Source organism: Pseudoalteromonas sp. P1-11, assembly GCF_001399995.1.
In the GTDB taxonomy this organism is placed as follows: domain Bacteria; phylum Pseudomonadota; class Gammaproteobacteria; order Enterobacterales; family Alteromonadaceae; genus Pseudoalteromonas; species Pseudoalteromonas atlantica.
In genome coordinates, this window is the sequence record NZ_LJSP01000001.1 from 579,737 (window position 1) to 597,298 (window position 17,562).

General features: G+C 41.9%; 11 protein-coding genes. 6 read left to right on the top strand and 5 right to left on the bottom strand.

What is annotated here, in order from left to right:
* The first annotated feature begins 68 nt into the window (after positions 1-68).
* Positions 69-959: a LysR substrate-binding domain-containing protein gene (locus tag AN390_RS02635; protein WP_173644019.1), complete on the top strand. Its 891-nt coding sequence runs from the start codon at positions 69-71 to the stop codon at positions 957-959.
* Here AN390_RS02635 and AN390_RS02640 read toward each other — a convergent pair.
* Positions 956-2,149, bottom strand: coding sequence for a flagellar assembly protein FlgT (locus AN390_RS02640; RefSeq protein ID WP_055252884.1), 1,194 nt, complete (start codon positions 2,147-2,149; stop codon positions 956-958). The two genes, AN390_RS02635 and AN390_RS02640, sit on opposite strands and share 4 nt — an antisense overlap.
* 129 nt (positions 2,150-2,278) lie before the next feature.
* Here AN390_RS02640 and AN390_RS02645 point away from each other — a divergent pair, with 129 nt between their 5' ends.
* The 3 genes from AN390_RS02645 (at position 2,279) to AN390_RS02655 (ending at position 5,761) form a co-directional block, all read left to right on the top strand.
* Complete coding sequence (locus AN390_RS02645) at positions 2,279-2,734, top strand: LPP20 family lipoprotein (RefSeq protein ID WP_029774509.1); 456 nt, start codon at positions 2,279-2,281, stop codon at positions 2,732-2,734.
* A 361-nt stretch (positions 2,735-3,095) separates the two neighbouring features.
* On the top strand, positions 3,096-3,803 hold the full coding sequence (locus AN390_RS02650) for a transglutaminase-like cysteine peptidase (protein ID WP_024033060.1): 708 nt from the start codon (positions 3,096-3,098) through the stop codon (positions 3,801-3,803).
* Positions 3,803-5,761 (top strand): LapD/MoxY N-terminal periplasmic domain-containing protein, encoded by a 1,959-nt coding sequence (locus AN390_RS02655; RefSeq protein ID WP_029774508.1) that lies wholly within the window; start codon positions 3,803-3,805, stop codon positions 5,759-5,761. Before AN390_RS02650 ends, AN390_RS02655 begins: the two co-directional genes overlap by 1 nt.
* Positions 5,762-5,894: 133 nt before the next feature.
* Here the strand turns inward: AN390_RS02655 and AN390_RS02660 are convergent, their stop codons facing one another.
* The 4 genes from AN390_RS02660 to AN390_RS02675 are packed head-to-tail and all read right to left on the bottom strand — an operon-like array spanning position 5,895 to position 12,089.
* On the bottom strand, positions 5,895-6,482 hold the full coding sequence (locus tag AN390_RS02660) for a LuxR C-terminal-related transcriptional regulator (protein WP_024033058.1): 588 nt from the start codon (positions 6,480-6,482) through the stop codon (positions 5,895-5,897).
* Positions 6,483-6,505: 23 nt separating this feature from the next.
* Positions 6,506-7,927 (bottom strand): HlyD family type I secretion periplasmic adaptor subunit, encoded by a 1,422-nt coding sequence (locus AN390_RS02665; RefSeq protein ID WP_055252885.1) that lies wholly within the window; start codon positions 7,925-7,927, stop codon positions 6,506-6,508.
* Complete coding sequence (locus AN390_RS02670) at positions 7,924-10,062, bottom strand: type I secretion system permease/ATPase (protein WP_055252886.1); 2,139 nt, start codon at positions 10,060-10,062, stop codon at positions 7,924-7,926. The genes AN390_RS02665 and AN390_RS02670 overlap by 4 nt, the downstream gene beginning before the upstream one ends.
* A gap of 53 nt (positions 10,063-10,115) precedes the next feature.
* Entirely contained in the window at positions 10,116-12,089 is a 1,974-nt protein-coding gene (locus AN390_RS02675) for a TolC family outer membrane protein (RefSeq protein WP_055252887.1), read from the bottom strand.
* Between the two features lie 224 nt (positions 12,090-12,313).
* Here AN390_RS02675 and AN390_RS02680 point away from each other — a divergent pair, with 224 nt between their 5' ends.
* Together AN390_RS02680 and AN390_RS02685 are read left to right on the top strand one after the other, a co-directional pair.
* Positions 12,314-17,206: a retention module-containing protein gene (locus tag AN390_RS02680; protein ID WP_055252888.1), complete on the top strand. Its 4,893-nt coding sequence runs from the start codon at positions 12,314-12,316 to the stop codon at positions 17,204-17,206.
* On the top strand, positions 17,199-17,562 hold a 364-nt coding region (locus AN390_RS02685; RefSeq protein ID WP_236695066.1), incomplete at its 3' end, for an Ig-like domain-containing protein. The genes AN390_RS02680 and AN390_RS02685, both read left to right, overlap by 8 nt.

Sequence of the window (17,562 nt, forward strand, 5' to 3'; positions counted from 1 at the left end):
TTTAAATATAGTTCCAATCGTTTGTTTGTATTAAACTAATAGGTATAGCCTATCAGGTGGAGATGAATTTGAACTTAAAAGATTTAGAGTATGTAAAAGCAATAGCGCACCACAAGCATTTTCGCAAAGCGGCCGATGCCTGTTTTGTTAGCCAGCCTACACTAAGTGGGCAAGTAAAAAAGCTTGAGCAAGAGCTTAATGCTGTTTTATTTGACCGCTCAACTAAGCAAGTTACATTAACAGCGCAAGGTGAACGTTTGTTGACACAAATAAACGTTATTTTAGAGCAAACAGAAATCTTAAAAGAGCTGGCGGCTACTTCAAACGGGCCGCTACAAGGTAAGCTAAGGATTGGTATTATTCCTACTATTGCGCCGTACTTACTCAGCGCTTTACTGACCTCTATGAAAGCGGCGTTTAGCGAGAGCCACTTTTCGTTTATAGAAATGCAAACAGCGACTATGCTAGAGGCGCTTGATAACGGCGAGCTCGACTTTGCAATTTTGGCCGATGTTCCCGAGCTTAAAAACTACCATACGGTTAACGTGTACAAAGAAGACTTTATGGTTGCTGTTTCAACCGATAATCCGTTATCTAAGCGTAAAAAAGTAGCGCTAAGCGATTTACAAAGTTGTAGCCTATTAATGTTAAGTGATGGTCATTGCTTTAAAGATCAAGCCCAAAAGTTTTGTTTTGCTGCGGGAGTGGATGTATCAAACCAATATCAGGGCAATAGTTTAGAGACTTTATTGGCGCTGGTGGCGATAGATGACGGGGTGACATTTGTGCCCAAGCTTGCGTGTACACAGCGTGTAGGGATTGATTATTTAGCTATTTTTCCTAATCAGCAACGTAATGTGGTACTTGCTTGCAGAAAACACTACCCGCGTTTGGCGGGCGTTGAGCAATTAGCCCAGTGGTTGGTAGAGCACCCAAATTTAAAGCGGGCGCTTATTTAGCGTTCTTGGCTTGCAACTTCTACTACATCGTTTATTTGTACCCCAGGCAAAGGCTTGTCGTTAAGGCTTACAGCAATGGCGCTTTGTTTATAAAGTTGCTCAACCACAATGGTGTTAAGCGTGGTAATGGTATGCGGCATAGTATTGCCTTGTGCATCGGTTAAGTAGTTATGGTGCGCAATGCTTAATAGTTGGCCTTTTTTAAGGCCATGATCTTTGCCTAGGTTTATCACCAATTTATTGTTTTCCATGTGCATTATTTTTCCTTTAGTAGGAAAACACGCCATAGCCGCTTGTATATCGTAACTGACCGTTTGATTTATATCGCTAATACTTTGCCCAAAAGGTGATTGCCAAAACCTATCACTATTTACATCAACTATGGCTGTTTTTTCAAATGGCCATACAGCTTGGGTATGATAGCTGTTTTGCCATAATTGTTCGTACGTGGTGCCATCAAACAACATAAACTCAATAGCGTAGCTGCGCTGGTAGGTTTCGTCTTGCCAAAAGGCGTAGTCGCTGTTGAGTTTATCGCTTGGCGCTAAATTGGTTATTTGACTTAATAAAACATATTGCGCGTTGCTTCTGGCTGAAAGCTCTTCTAGTTGTGTATTTGAGTAGTCGTGCTGCTGATTAAAGTAATTGTCTACATTAATTGCTTTATTGTAGTAAGCAACGGGCAGGGCGCTCATTTTTGTGCTTTGCAAAGCGCTAAATAACTTTTTACTAATGGCTTTATTTACGTCAAATATTTGACCCATTAATGCATGTTCACGATGAACAAGCTGGCTTTGGGTTACAGCAACAAATTTATTAAAGCTACTTTGTGGGCATTGCTCTGTTTGGGCAAATACATCAAGCCTAAGCGTAATGGCAAATTGTTGATTTTGGCGTTGCTCGCTCACCAGCTCTATTTTTTGTATTTCGCCGTGGCTACTAATTTTTAGCTGATCTTGCGTTAGCACGCCATCTACCAAGGTTTGTACCGAGCTAACCCGGGCGCCAGAAAACACTAATGCTTGTGTAATCGCATCTTTAATCGCGGCCGATTTAGCGCTGCTTATGTCGCCATTTTGTATTTGTGCATGGCCGGTAGATTCAAACCATTGTGCGTAAGTACTGGCAGAAAACGTTAATAATGCAGCGCTAGTGACACCTGCAAATAGTGATGATAAAAACGTGTTCATACTGGTACTCCACATAAAATTAGTTAATTACGCTTTAGCTAAGCAAGGACTGCACCAATATGAGGACTTTATAACAAATGGCATTAAACCTGCATTTATTTGCGCAATTAGTTTAAAGGGTGCAAATAAATGCGTGCAATTATATTACTTACTTTAGCAAGCCTTAGCCTTGCCGGTTGCAGCAACGTGTTTGATAAACATGTTGAGTACAAATATGTAGAGCCAAATAATTATCCCATACTTAAAGCGGTTGGTTATGCACCTATTAGCTTGCAGCAAGGGGCTAATAAATCACAAAAGCAATTAATGGCAATTAAGGCCTCTAAGCTTGAGGCGTACCGTGAACTGACAGAGCAAGTTTATGGGCAAAAAATTACAGCGGGCACGTCTGTAGCAGGTGCTATTGCTCAAAACGATTACATGGAAAGTAAAGTGCAGGGCATAATTAAAGGTGCGCAAATTATTAAAACTTACTCAGTTGACGATGTATACGTTACCGAGCTTGAGCTAAACATGAAGCGCGTGCACGACTTATACATAGGTGAAATTAAGCCGCGTGAAGTTAAAAAAGTGACCTACTACTAAGTAACTGGCCAGTACTTTAAATAGTAAAGCTAGATTAAGCTGCTATTTTAGCAGCTGGTTTTAGTGTTAAACGCGTGGAATATACTCGTACAGCAATACATTACTTTGCTACTTACGGGAGCGTTTTTCTGTAAATCTAGGGTTTGATAAATCAGCTTTAAATACAACGATGATTCAATACGTTAGTTAATGTATTAAGCAAAGTTGAAATGACCGAGTTAAAATTTAAATCTAGTAAAAAAACACATACAAAATATCTCATCCTTTTATATTGAGTGCTATGCTGTTGTTACGAATAATATTTGAACAAGTAGTGTAGCGTTTGGTATATGTTTTTAATTTTTCTTTTTTTGGGCTATGAATGACACTTAGGCCCACTCTTTCCTCAAATAAGCTATTTTTTTGGTGCAAAAGCAATTTGCGCTATTTACTGCTATTTTTTTTACTTTCAAGCGGCGTGTTTGCGAGCCGTTTAACTATTCAATTTAATACCTTTATAGAATTAATGGGGCAAAAATATGGCCCTGCGCGAGTCACTGTAGCGCGTAATTGGCAAACTATGCTGGTGCGCACCCAAAATAAACCAGAACAACAACAAATTTTAATTGTTAACGACTTTTTTGCACGCAATCTTCGATACCAAACCGATATACAGCTTTGGAAGCAAAACGACTATTGGGCTACGCCATTAGAAACCCTTGGCCGTGGTTTAGGTGATTGTGAAGATTATGCCATTGCTAAATACATTAGTTTACGCGCCTTAGGCGTAAGCGACGACAAGCTTAGGCTTATATATGTAAAAGCTAAGCTTGCTGGTACAAACAAAACACAAGCACACATGGTATTAGGCTACTTTGCTACGCCTAATGCTCAGCCGCTTATTTTAGATAGTTTAATAACAAAAGTGTTACCTGCAGCAAAACGCGTTGATTTAAGCCCGGTATTTAGTTTTAACAGCCAAGGTTTATGGGCAAATAACTCGACTAAAAGTGTAGCCAGCCCGACAGCAAGGCTATCGCGTTGGCGTAAAATTTTGGAGCAGACATCACAAGAAGGGGTTATGTGGTAATGGCGTCATTTTCCTTATTTAAGTTTTTCAAAAAAAGAAAAATCACTCTTAGACAAGAGCTGTGGATCACCTTGCTGGTGGTGATTTTTGTTGGCTTTATAAGTAGCGTGTTAATAAGTACTAACTCTGCTAGAAACTATTTTTCTACGCAGCTGTATTTAAAAAATGTTGATAATGCTAGCTCTTTGGCGCTGATGATTAGTCAGCTTGAAAAAGACCCTGTAGAGCTTGAGCTGTTAGTATCGGCCACTTTTGATACCGGTCACTACAAACGCATAGAATTGCAAGACCCAAATGGTGAGGTTATTGTAAAGCGCGTATTTACCGACACGTTAGAAAATACCGCACCAGCTTGGTTTAGAGCGGTATATGGGCTTAATGTACAGCCAGGTGTAGGGCAGGTTAACAACGGTTGGCAGCAATTTGGCACTTTATTTGTTGAAAGCCACAGCCAATATGCTGAGCAAGCATTGTGGGAAAGCGCCCTTAAACTGTTTTTTAGCTTTTTAGTGGTGGCCTTTTTTGCCTGTGCCATAAGTGCGTATTTATTACGTAGAATTTTAACGCCACTTGATGATGTGGTGTACCAAGCTAACGCCTTTGGCGATAAGCGCTTTATTAAATCAAAAGTGCCAAAAACCTTTGAGTTTGCACGCCTTGTGCAGTCGATGAATTTATTATCGACACGGTTTAGTCGCATTATAAAAGAAGATAATAAACGCTTAGAGGAGTTGCGTTTTAAAGCCCAGCACGATGAGCTAACAGGGCTTGCCAATCGAGAGTATTTTAGTGCCACATTAGAGGCTCATTTACAAAAAGTGAAAGATCATGCCCATGGTGCTTTGTTTTTATTTAGGGTGGTTAATTTAGATAAAATAAGTGAATCGATTAGCCGTGTAGAAATGGTTAACTTTTTACGCCGTTTTTCTCAGGTGTTAACACAGTTTTTAGAGTCGAATCAGGCGCACTTTTCAGAAAACTATATTGCGCGTATATCACATACCGACTTTACTGTGTTGTTTAGCGATACTGATGATATTCAAGCGCTTAGCGAGCAAATAACCGCATTGCATAAATCGATTGTTGATGAATACAAAAATATTGATTTGGCCATAGTACACAGTTGTACCTACATAGAGAAAAACGACACCCGCTTTGATTTATTACGCCGTGTAGATGGTTTATTAAAAACAGCAGGTAACAAACCTGGGGTGCAAGCAAAAGTCATTGATAATAAACAAAAGAGTGAAATTTTTGATGACTCTACTGGCTGGCAAAAGGCTATTGAGGATGCACTTGAGCAAAAAACTATACAGTTAAATTGTTTAGAGGTTATGGGTTTTAACGACACCTTGTTACAGCACCAGCTTAGTTTAAGTTTAGAATTTGGCGGCCAACATTATAAATCAAGCTACTACTATCAATGGGCTAATCGCTTAAACCTATTAGCACGTTTGGATTGGAGTTTAATCAAGCAAATTGTTAAACAGTACGGTGAAGCGCCGCCAAATGAATTGATTGCTGTAGAGCTTTCGGCGCAAACATTAATGGATGATACCGCGCTTGCCTCGGTATTAACCTATGTATCTGCCTTTCCTGATTTGGCAAAAAATATCTGTTTTGATATACGCGAAAACATTGTCGTAAACGAAAAGGATATATTTAAGGAATTTTGTGAGCAGGTGCGTTGTATGGGCGCTAAAGTGGCACTTAAACGTGTGGGACCTGAATTTACTAAGATTAAGAACATTCAAGAATTTGGCTTAGAAATGCTTAAAATAGACAGCATTTACGCGCATAACATTAGTTACAGCCAAGACAATCAAACCTTCTTACGCGGTGTTTGCACATTAGCGCATTCCATTGGTATTAAAGTGGTCGCACAGGGCGTAACAAGCCAAGACGATATAGATACACTGGTTAATCTTGGCTTTGATGGAGTTATTAAAGAGTCGTAAAGCGACTCTTTAATTAAAGGGGAGTGGTTTAATAATGGCGGTGAATAGGTAAATGCAATTAAGTATTTAACCTATAAGCCTTTGTTTATTAGGTTAACTATAACTGGCGAAGGTTTTATTATTTCAGCTTAAGCTAGTTACCTTTAACTGCTAACATAAGTTGTATACGGTCGCGCACTTTTAACTTAGTGAAAATTGAGCTCATGTGCTCTTTAATTGTCCGCTCTGTAATATTTAGTGACTCAGCGGCTTGTTTATTGGTTGCCCCTGTTATAACTATATCAACAACTTGGCGTTCGCGTTTAGTTAAGCTTTGAATATCGCAGGCTTGGGTGTAATTTATTTGCTGCTGACTTAGTGCCCCAACAATATTAGATAGTAGCTGCCCAGGTAACCACAGGCCGCCTGAGCAAATAGTCTCAAGTACCTGTTGTAATATTACTTTAGATGCAAGTGCTTCTACATAGCCTCTTGCGCCCGCTTGCAGGGCTGCTCTAAGTTCCTCTATTTCTAGATTTGTGGTCATTACAATAACTGGCAAGCGTTTTTGGGCATATTTTTTTACCAGTTCAAGCCATCCCGAAGTGCCCGCCAGAACCCATATAATACTTGATGCATTAATTTGTTTTGGTTCTTTGGTGCATATTACACAACCTGCAAACGCACTTCGCCAGTGGCTCGATTCAAGTTCGGGTTGTGTAATAAATATACTTTGACGCATTAATTTACTCCAATAAATTCAGTTTAGCGTTCTGTCATTGCTTGCGATGTAGCTCTGAGTACGGGTTTAAGTAAATATTCCAAGACGGTTTTTTTACCAGTAATAATATCCACTTGTGTGGTCATTCCTGGAATTATAGTCAACTCTTCTGAAAAGTTATTTTTAGTGGTTTTTAATTGCACTAAATAAAAAGTATTTTCTCTGTCGTCGGTAATTGTATCTGCACTTATATGCAGTACCTCGGCTTCTAGTCCGCCGTATACCGCAAAATCATAGGCGCTAAATTTAATCATGGCGGGCTGCCCTGGGCGTAAAAAGGCAATATCTTTCGGCGGTATTTTTGCCTCAACAATAAGTTGATCGTCTAAAGGGACTATTTCTAAAACGTCACTGCCGGGTTGTAAAATGCCGCCTACGGTATTAACCAATAAACGTTGTACCGTGCCTTTAACCGGTGATTTGATCTCAGTTTGGGCCACTTTGTCGGCAAGCCCTGATTCGGTTTCTTTTATCGACTCTAAACGCAGCAATGCCTCCGAAAGCTCGTTGTTCCAGCGGTTGATCATCGCAAGTTCGACTTCTGTTACTTTGTTTTTAGCTTCGTTGATAGCCGATAAACTCCGGTTAATTACTGCTTTAGTACGGTTTATTTCGCCGTTTAAATCAACTATTTCACGTTCTAACCTAATGATGTCTATATCAGATACAGCACCGGTTCTTAACAGTGGGCGTGTTACTTGCAGCTCACGATTACTTAGCCTTAGAGCGCTAGTGTGTTGTTGCAAAGCGGCTTTTGCTTCAATGTGATCTTGTCTGCGTTGCTCTAGCTGGCGTTTATGAATTGCCACTTGCTGCTCTAATTCTTGGCGATTACTTAAATATATTGAGCGCTCATGAGCGACCGCCTCGGGTACTTGCTTAACAAGCTCATCAGGAAAAACGAGATCTTCTTTTCTGGTAAGGGCTTGTAACCTGGCTACTTTTGCAGTGAGTGATTGCACTTTAGATTGGTTTTCTCTAAAGCTTGAAATAAACCGAGTAGGGTCGATTTTTATTAATACGTCACCTTCTTCAACAATTTGCCCTTCTCGAATGTTTATTTTTTCTACCATACCGCCATCATAAGATTGCACTAACTGTAATTTATTTGATGGGATAACGCGTCCTTCACCACGGGCTACCTCATCGAGTGGCGCAAAGCCTGCCCAAATTGTAAGTAAAATAAATGCAATACAAATGAGGTATAACAAAAAACGTGCGCTGGCAGGCTCTTGCTGCATTTTTTCCCACTGCGCATCGACTACCCAATCTTGTGATTCAGGAGGCGAAAGCCAGCCTTTAAATAAGCGATTAAAGATTGAAGGCTTACCTTTTTTACGTGCTTCTATTGCTTTACTTACCGATTCAAAAGAGCGCTGCTCTAGTGGCTTTTTATTGTCACTCATGATGCTTGCTCCACTGTTTGGTTATTCAGTGCGGCAATTACTTTTTGTTTAGGCCCATCGGCAACTATTTTTCCGTTATCGAGCACGATGATGCGATCGACCAACGAAAGTAAAGACGAGCGGTGAGTAACTACAATTAAGGTTTTGTCTTGGGTGGCGGTTTTTAAATTTTGAATAATTTTATTTTCACTATTGTGATCAAGCGATGAGGTAGGCTCATCTAACAGCATAATAGGAGGGTCGTTTATTAATGCACGCGCGATACCTATTGCTTGTTTTTGGCCGCCAGATAGCAAGCGACCTTGCTCACCAACTTGTAGGTCAAACCCATCGGGGTGAGAGTTTATTAACTCGAATAACTGGCTTTTTTCGCATGCGCTAATTATTTGCTCATCTTTAGCATGCCATGCGCTAATAGTGAGGTTGTCTTTTAAACTACCAAAAAACAACGCTATATTTTGGGGTACGTACCCTATGTTATGACGAAGTTCTGCGGGGTCTATTTGTTGTATATTGTTGTTATCGACCATTACGGAGCCTGCGGTTGGGTCGTAAAGGCCTAAAATAAGTTTTTCGAGGGTGCTTTTACCCGAACCATTGCGCCCCAAAATAGCCACTTTTTCGCCCGCTTTTATTTTAAAACTAATATTACTAAGCGCATCGGCCGCGTCGTCTTCATACTTAAAGCATACGTCTTTAAATTCTATTTCGCCGTTTAATACGGGGTGGCTTAACCAATGTTTATTTGGCGGGCGCTCAACGTCTTTCTCCATTATTTCGTTAAGCGATTGCATAGCAATTGCAGCATGATGATATTGCGCAAGTACGGCGGCGCATTGCCCAAGCGGCCCCATTGCCCGTGATGAAAGTAAGTAAGCGGCTATTAATCCCCCTTGCGTGAGCTCGCCTTCAATAACTAAATGAACACCGATGATCATAATGATCACGCCAACACATTGTTGTATCCACGCTGCGCTATTAGAGATTGAGCTTGAGATTAAGCGACTTTGCGCATTAACCTGAGCAATATAAATAGTTGATTTTTCCCATGTTGATTGGGTTTTGCATTCGCTGTGAAAACTTTTTACATCTTCAATGTTGGTTAAGCTTTCTACAAGTATGGAGTTGCGCATTGAGCTTGCTTTCATGGTTTGCTCTGACAGCGCTTCAAGTTTTCTGTGGGCTGCTATGCCATAACTTAAAAGTATTAGGGCACCTGCGATAATGGGTAGGCTTAGCGGTACACCTATTATTGCAATAACAATTAGGTATATAGCAACAAAGGGTAAATCAACCAGCGCAACCAAGGTTATTGAACTAAAAAAGTTACGTACGGCTTCAAACGATTGTATGTTACTCGCAAATGACCCCGCTGATGAGGGCCTATTTTTAAGCTTCATACCAAGTACGCGCTCCATAATAACCGCAGACACTTTTACATCTATACGACTTGCCGCAAGCTCTACAAAGTAGCTGCGTACTAAGCGCAGTACAAAGTCGGCGGTCAGTGCCATTAAAATACCGATGGCTAAAACCCAGAGGGTTTCTGTTGCATGATTAGGAACTACGCGGTCATATACATTCATTACAAATAAAGGCATGGCAACAGACAAAACGCCTAATGCAATGGCGGAAATTATGACGTCTTTGTACAGTGCGCGGCATTCTTTTATTACGCCCCAAAACCAGCCGTCTTTAGAGAGCTTTTCAAGCACCGGGGAGCGCTCATCAAACATAAACTCTGGATGAGCATAAATAATTAAACCTGTTGATTTTTCAATTAACTGTTCTAGGTCTTCTTCTACAACAGACTCAGTTAGCTCGGGGTAAGTAACTTGCGCTGTTTGTTTTTGGTTATCAATAGCGGTTACCACGCACGCTTGGTTATTATTTAAAATAATAATAGCGGGTAATAAAGCAGTATTAATTTGATTAAGAGGCTTATTTACAACTTTTGATTTAAAGCCCACACGTTTTGCAGCACGTGCAAAACCTGAAGGCGTTAAGTTTCCATCTGTTAGTGGGAGGCCATTTAATAAGGCCTCCCTTGAAAAATCTTTATCATGAAAACGGCACAATACTGCAAGGCAATCTACCAGTGCGCCGCCATGATCAAGTACATCATTTAATTCCATATACCATCCAATGTTATGTAAAACATTTTAAATTTATTTGTTTTAAGCACCTCTTAACTATCGGTAATAACCGCCTCAATACGGCGGTTTGCCGCATTAGCACGTACCGAAATTTCATTAACGCGTGGCTGATCAATACCATAACCAAATGATTGAACACGATTAGGCGCTATACCAAATTGCTCAATAAGTAATTGTGCTACGGCAAAGGCGCGTTGCTCTGAAAGTTTGCGGTTGTATTTTCTATCGCCATCTAATGAGGCGTGACCTTGGATCTCTACCTTTTTGTCAGGGTTATTTTTTAAAAACTCCGCGAGCTTTTCTACCTCTTGCAAGTACTCTGGGCGCACTTGGCTTGAGTCGGCTGAAAAGGGAATGCCTATTTCAACTGAGTCGGTCGCTTGGTCATACAAAGTACACCCAGACAGGTCTACATTTGTTCCCGCTGGCGTGCTTGGGCAGGTGTCTTGCTCGTTAGGTACGCCGTCGTTATCGTCATCTGCAAAACTCGATGCGCTAGGGGTTTCTGGTGGCATTTCTAAATACCTAGGCATAGCTGTAACGCTCATGTAGGCGTTATCTTGCTTGGCTTTTTTTTGTAAAAAAGCTTTGCGCTTAAAGGTGGCAGCTACATCGTAACTTGGGCATATACTTTGTGCGTTATGCACGATTGGGTCATCTGTTAACTCTGTTAATGTTGGGTACTTGTCAGACATAACATTTAGAGCTGGCAATAGTTTACCCATTTCGTTAAGCATAGTTAAAATGGCTGTTTGTCTATCGTATTGAGCAACAATGTACGAGCGGTTAGATTGAAATGCTTCGTTTTCAGCGTCAAGTACATCAAGCAAGGTGCGTTGGCCAATATCAAATTGGTCTCGGTAGGCTATTTTTACTCTGTTTGACGAGTTTTTATAGCTTTCAAGCGTGGGTAGCTTTTGCTCTATATTGTTCACATTATGATAGGCAATTTGTAGGCTTTGACGAATATCAACACAAGCTTGATCGCGTTGATACTTGGCAATATTTACATCTTGGTATGCTTGTTCAAGGTTGGCGCTATCTAGGCCCCCGTTGTACAGGTTATAGGTTATGTCTATACCTACCCGTGCTTCGGTTCTTGTTTCATTTAAACCTAGCTCGTCTCTGTCTTGTGTGCCGTAACGGGCAGATAAGTCTACGTTTGGATGAAACGCTGCCTTTTGTGCCTGAGCATTGGCTTCTTGCGCCTCTATATTATAAAGCGATGCGTAAAAAGCAGGGCTGTTTTTATAGGCTATATCAAGCGCTTGGTTAATAGAAATGGGCACGTTTTGCTCATCTAATTTGGCTTGTTTTATATCATTAACGGGTAGCTCGCCAACAACTCTTAAATAACGCGCGGTTACATCGTGCAGGTTAGCGTACTCGGTTAGCACATTAGATTGCGCTAGCGATAAGCGCCCGCTAATTTGCTCTAGATCTGCTGCTCGGGCAACACCGGCTCCTACACTTTGTTCAATTTGTTGGTATACAGACTCGTGTTCTTGCAGGTTTTCTTCAGCGAGTGTCACAAGTTCTTTAAATTTTTGCACATCTAAAAATGCAATAGATGCATCTAATGCAGTTTGCTCTGTTTGTGAGAGTAATTCAAAATACCGAATGAGCTGAATACGCTCAAACCTTTCAACGGTGTTAGATGTTCTGAACCCGTCGTAAAGCATTTGAGTAACACTAAGCTCTGCAGTGTTGCGGTTGTATTCGTCTTCTATACCGTAGTTTCGGCGCTCATAACCTGCGCTGGCAGATACATTAACGCTAGGTAAGTAGCCTGAGCGGGCTGCATCTACGCCATAAATTGAGGATTTAAATGTATGCCATGCTTGTTGTACCTCTGGATTATTTTCAATTGCTTTACTGGTGACGTATGTAAGCGGTGCCACAGAGCTGTCATCGGCTTTTACCACGTTAGTTGCGCCAAGCGCACTTAGCGTTAAACCTATAAGCAGCTTTCCTTTTTGCTTTAGTAAAGTATTTTTTGTAATCATTTCTTCCTCTTAGGGGTTACTTGGGCTATCAATACCTACCCTATGGTTTAGTCAATAAATTCATTTTTCGCAAATAATCGTTTTGGCTAGCATAAAATTTATTATCTACCACTTTTTTATTTTTAATGTTTTTTTAAAAACTGTACTTGAGTACAGTATCTAATGCGTTTTGCTGTTCTACATTTTAATTAGTAGTTTTAATTCTTATGTTTGAGGTAAGTAAAATGGAATCTAATCAATTATTAGTAATAGACTTAAAAGGGTCTGCTGGTGTTGTTTTAGAAGATGGCACAATTAAGCCACTTGAAGTGGGCGATACTATTACTGTGGGCGATTTAGTGGTTACCGCCGATAATTCATCGCTAACAATTGATGTGCAAGGAGAAACACTGTCGATTCCTGCTAATCAAAACGTAAAGATCACCCCTGATTTATTAGCACAAGAAACCCGCGATAGCAGCGAAACCACCGTGTTTGACGAAAGTCTAGATGCGGCCATTGCAAGCTTAGAACAAACTGATAATAACGATGGCCAAACGGCGGCTAATTCTGATGTTACTGACTTTTTAGATGCCTTAGAGGGCGATGGTGATATTTTAGATAATTTAGAAGCAACGGCCGCCGGTGGTGCTGGTGGTGCGGGCTCTGGTGGAGGAAGCTCATTTGTTCAGCTTACACGTATTGCGGAGGGGGTTAACCCTAATAGCGTTGCATTTGATTCAAGCTTTGATCCTGATTCTACAGAGGCGCTAAATATTCGCGATACCTCTGATGGGGTAGTTCCTGATGATGGCACTGCGTCTATATCATTAAATGAAGTAGGTTTAACTAATTCATCTCAGCCAACAATTAGTGGAACAAGTGAAAACTTAGTGGGTGAAACAGTAAATATTACTGTGACAGATGAAAATGGTAACTCTCAAGTAGTAAGCGCGGTTATTGGCCCAGATGGCACGTTTGAAATTACATTGCCTAACCCGATAGCCGATGGACCCGTGAGCGTAGTTGTAGAAGCCACCGACCCAGATGGTAATGCGTTTAACGATGCTATTTCTATTGAAATAGACACCACCGCGCCAGTAATTAATATTGACCCAGTTGCAGACTCTGCATCTCAGACAGTAACGGTTACGGGGTCGGTAGCGGGTTTGAATACTGGCGACAACGTCTCTGTAACTCTTACCGATAGCACAGGCACACAACAAACAATTGTTACACAAGTTGATGCGCAAGGTAATTGGAGTATTACCACTACATCGCCTTTAGCAGAAGGGGAGTTTAATGTTAACGCAGTAGCAGTTGATGCCGCTGGTAATCAAGCAATTGACCAAGCTGTTGCGAGTATTGATTTAACCGCTCCAGAAATTACAGTTACAGTAGCGGGTGAAACTAATAATGCTACGCCACCATTAACTGGTACTACAACCGGTGTGCCACAAGGTACTGAAGTAACAATCACAGTAACCGACAGTGCAGGCGAAGTGCAGCTTTTAACAGCCATTACCGGTGAAGATGGTAGTTGGGCTGTTGATGTGGGTGTGGCACTACCAGAAGGTGATTTTACTGTTGATGCGCAGGTGAGTGATAGCGTAGGCAACCAAGCACTTGCAAGTGATGCTGGAGTTATTGACTTAACGGCGCCAATTGTAGAAATTAATGCGATTGCCGATACGCAAGATACAACCCCTGTTATTACTGGCTTTGCGCAAGATGTGGCAGCAGGCTCGGTAATTACCGTGGTTATTACCGATATTAATGGGCAAGTTCAAACGCTGTTAACGCAAACAAATGATGATGGCAGCTGGTCTGTAAGTGTTTCTACCCCTTTAGCACAAGGTGAGTTTGAAGTTAATGCAACTGTGACCGACACTGCAGGTAATGAAGCACAAGCTATAGAGCAAGGGTTAGTTGATTTAACTAGCCCTGAAATAACGGTTACGGCCATTGCAGACACTAATGACACAACCCCTACTTTTGTAGGCCGTGTTGAAGGGGCACCTGAAGGCTCTGTAATTACTGTTTTAGTAACCGATAGCGACGGTAATATACAAACCTTAACAACGACACTTGAGGCTGATGGCACGTGGAGTGTTGAATCGCCCAACGCTATCCCTGGTGGAGAGTTTAGTGTTACCGCGACAGTGAGTGACCCTGCGGGTAACGAAGCATCCGCGCAAACAAGTGGTGAAGTTACATTTGCCCCTATTTCTATTCAAATTGACTCTATTGCAGATACAAACGATACCACGCCATTTTTAAGTGGTAATACCGGTAACGTGCCTGCTGGTACCACTATAACCCTAACGATTACCGCAAGTGATGGCAGTACTTTTAATCTTTTAGCGGTCACGCAAGAAGATGGTTCTTGGAGCGCTCAAGTTACAGAGCCTCTGCCTGAAGGGGATTTTACCGTAGTTGCAGCCGTTATAGACGATGCAGGCAATGAGGCACAAGCAAGTACGGTCGGTAATGTAGATTTAACCGTAAGTATTAATTTTATTATTGATACTAATGATACCACTCCAACAATTAGTGGTACTACGCAAGATGTTGACGCAGGTGCGGTTGTTACTGTTACCTTTACAGGCAGCGATGGCGCAACAGAAACTGTGCAAGTAACCACAAATGCTGATGGGTCGTGGTCAATCGAAGCAACCGATGAGTTGGTAGAGGGTCAATTTACGGTTGTTGCAACAGTAACCGATGCTGCTGGCAATACTGCCTCTGCTACTGAAGTAGGGGAAATTGATCTAACTGATCCTGCGATTACTATTAACCCAATTACAGATACAAACGATACAACACCGAGTGTGACAGGTAGCGTAGTAGATGTACCTCAAGGTACTGAGGTTACCTTATTAATAACCGATAGTGACGGTAATCAACAAACTATTACAGCGATTACTAATGCCGATGGAAGCTATAGCGCCGATATACTTAATGAGCTTAGCGAAGGTGACTTTACAGTTACTGCAAGTGTAAGTGACGAAGCAGGCAATAGCAGTACAGCAACGGTTACTGGCACCATAGATTTAACCGCACCTACCGTAACTATAGATAATATTGGTGATACAAACGATACAACGCCTACTATAAGCGGCTCTACTCAAGGTTTAGCTGCAGGTAGTGTGGTTACAGTGATTGTGACTGATAATGCTGGCGCTGAGCAGCAATTTGTCACTGCTATAAATGGTGATGGCACATGGAGTATAGATGTCCCACAAACATTAGCTGAGGGTGAGTTTAGTGTGGTGGCAAATGTAAGTGATAGTGCTGGTAATAGCGCGCAAGACTCACAAACTGGCTCTATAGATTTAACCGCACCAACTATTAGTGTAAATGACTTTACTGACTCTAACGATTCAACACCTGTATTTAGTGGTACCACAACTGATGTAGAGCCAGGTAGCTTGATCACTGTATCAGTAACAGACTCTAATGGTGATTCGCAAACCTTAACGGCAGTTGTCGCTGAAGATGGTTCTTGGCAAGTAGGTGCAACGACTGCAATTGCTGAGGGGGAGTTTACAATCACGGCCACAGCCACTGATGCAGCTGGAAATGAAGCCTCAGCCACAACTACAGGCGTTATAGATACCGCAGCGCCTACAGTAGTAATAGATCCGGTGGGTGATACAAACGACACCACACCCACTATTTCAGGGTCTGCCACGGGCGAGCCTGAGGGCACAGTTGTTACGATCACCGTGACGGATGAAGCGGGTAACCCACAAACCATTACTACCGAAGTGCAAGCTGATGGCACCTTTAGTGTGGATGTACCGAATGAGCTAAGTGAAGGTGAATTTACCGTTGAGGTATCGGTAACCGATAACGCAGGTAATGAAACCACGGCCACTACCACAGGTGAGGTTGATACAACAGCGCCGGTTGTGACAATAAATGCGCTAGGTGATATAAGTGATACTACACCAACTCTATCAGGTACGGTAAGCGGGGAACCTACAGGCTCAACTGTTACTTTAACTGTAACGGACGCAAATGGTGCAGTGCAAACAATCACCGCACAAGTCATTGCAGATGGAAGTTGGACAGTTGAAGTACCCGTAGCTTTAGCTGAAGGTAGCTATACTGTTGATGCTATTGTTAGCGATAACGCTGGCAATGAAGGTACTGCAAGCGCCTCTGGTACTATTGATACAAGTGCGTTAACTATCACTATAGATGTCATTGGTGAAACCAACGACCAAACCCCACAAATAAGCGGTGATACATTTAATGCAGAAGTAGGTTCGTCTGTTGAAGTTCAGATCACAGACTCTACAGGTGCGACTATTACCTTAACTACGGTTGTTGATGCAAACGGACAGTGGAGTGTTACTCCGCCAGCCGATTTACCTGAGGGAAATGTATCAATCAGTGCAACAGTAACTGATTTAGGCGGTGGTTCAGCCATAGCAGAACTTGATGCTGTAATTGATATTACGCCGCCAACCATACAAATTAACGATCTAGAAACCAGTAATGATACAACACCAATTATTGCTGGTAATACTACAGGCGTTGTATCTGGCACTGTAATAAGCTTGACTGTTACAGATTCACAAGGAGTTGTTCGCTCGTTTAATACGACAACGGATGCACAAGGGAATTGGAGTGTAGAGCTTTCTCAAGAGTTAGCTTCAGGGGATTATACTGTACAGGCAGAGGTTTCTGATGCTGCAGGCAATAGTGCTTTAGATACAGCAACCGGTAATATTGATACTGCGGGGCCAAGTTTAACCGTTGATTTTGATGCTGTAACCAATGATACAACACCGACTATTTCAGGTACGAGTGATGCTGATGTAGGTACAACGATTACTGTAGTGATCACTGATGAAAACGGTGTTGAACATACACTAACAACCACAGTAGATGCCAATGGAAGTTGGGAAGTAACCCCTCAAACAGACTTGAATGAAGGTGATAACACCATCGAAGTGAGCGTGTCTGATGAAGCAGGAAACACAACAACAGTAACCGATACAATTACTTTAGATACGCAAGCGCCCACATTAACCATGCAAACCGTGGGTGATGTAAATGACTTAACCCCGACATTACAAGGCACCAGTAACCGAAATTGGCGGCACTGTAACACTCACCGTGACTGACAGTGATGGCGCTGTGCAAACCATTACCACCACCGTTGGTACGGATGGGCATTGGGATATTGAAGTGCCAAGTGCCCTGGCACAAGGTGACTTTACTGTAACGGCCAGTATTACTGATGCCGCCGGCAATGAGAGCACCGCCAACAGCAGTGGCAATGTAGATACTATTACCCCGGTTGTAACCGTGGATGCACTGGGACTTGGTAACGACAGTACTCCACTTATTAGTGGTACTTCAACTGAGCCAGAAGGCACGGTGGTGACGATTGTTATCACCGACAGTAATGGCGATGAAACACCACTCACCGCCACCGTTGATGTCAACGGCAACTGGCAAGCAATCAGCCCAGAATTAC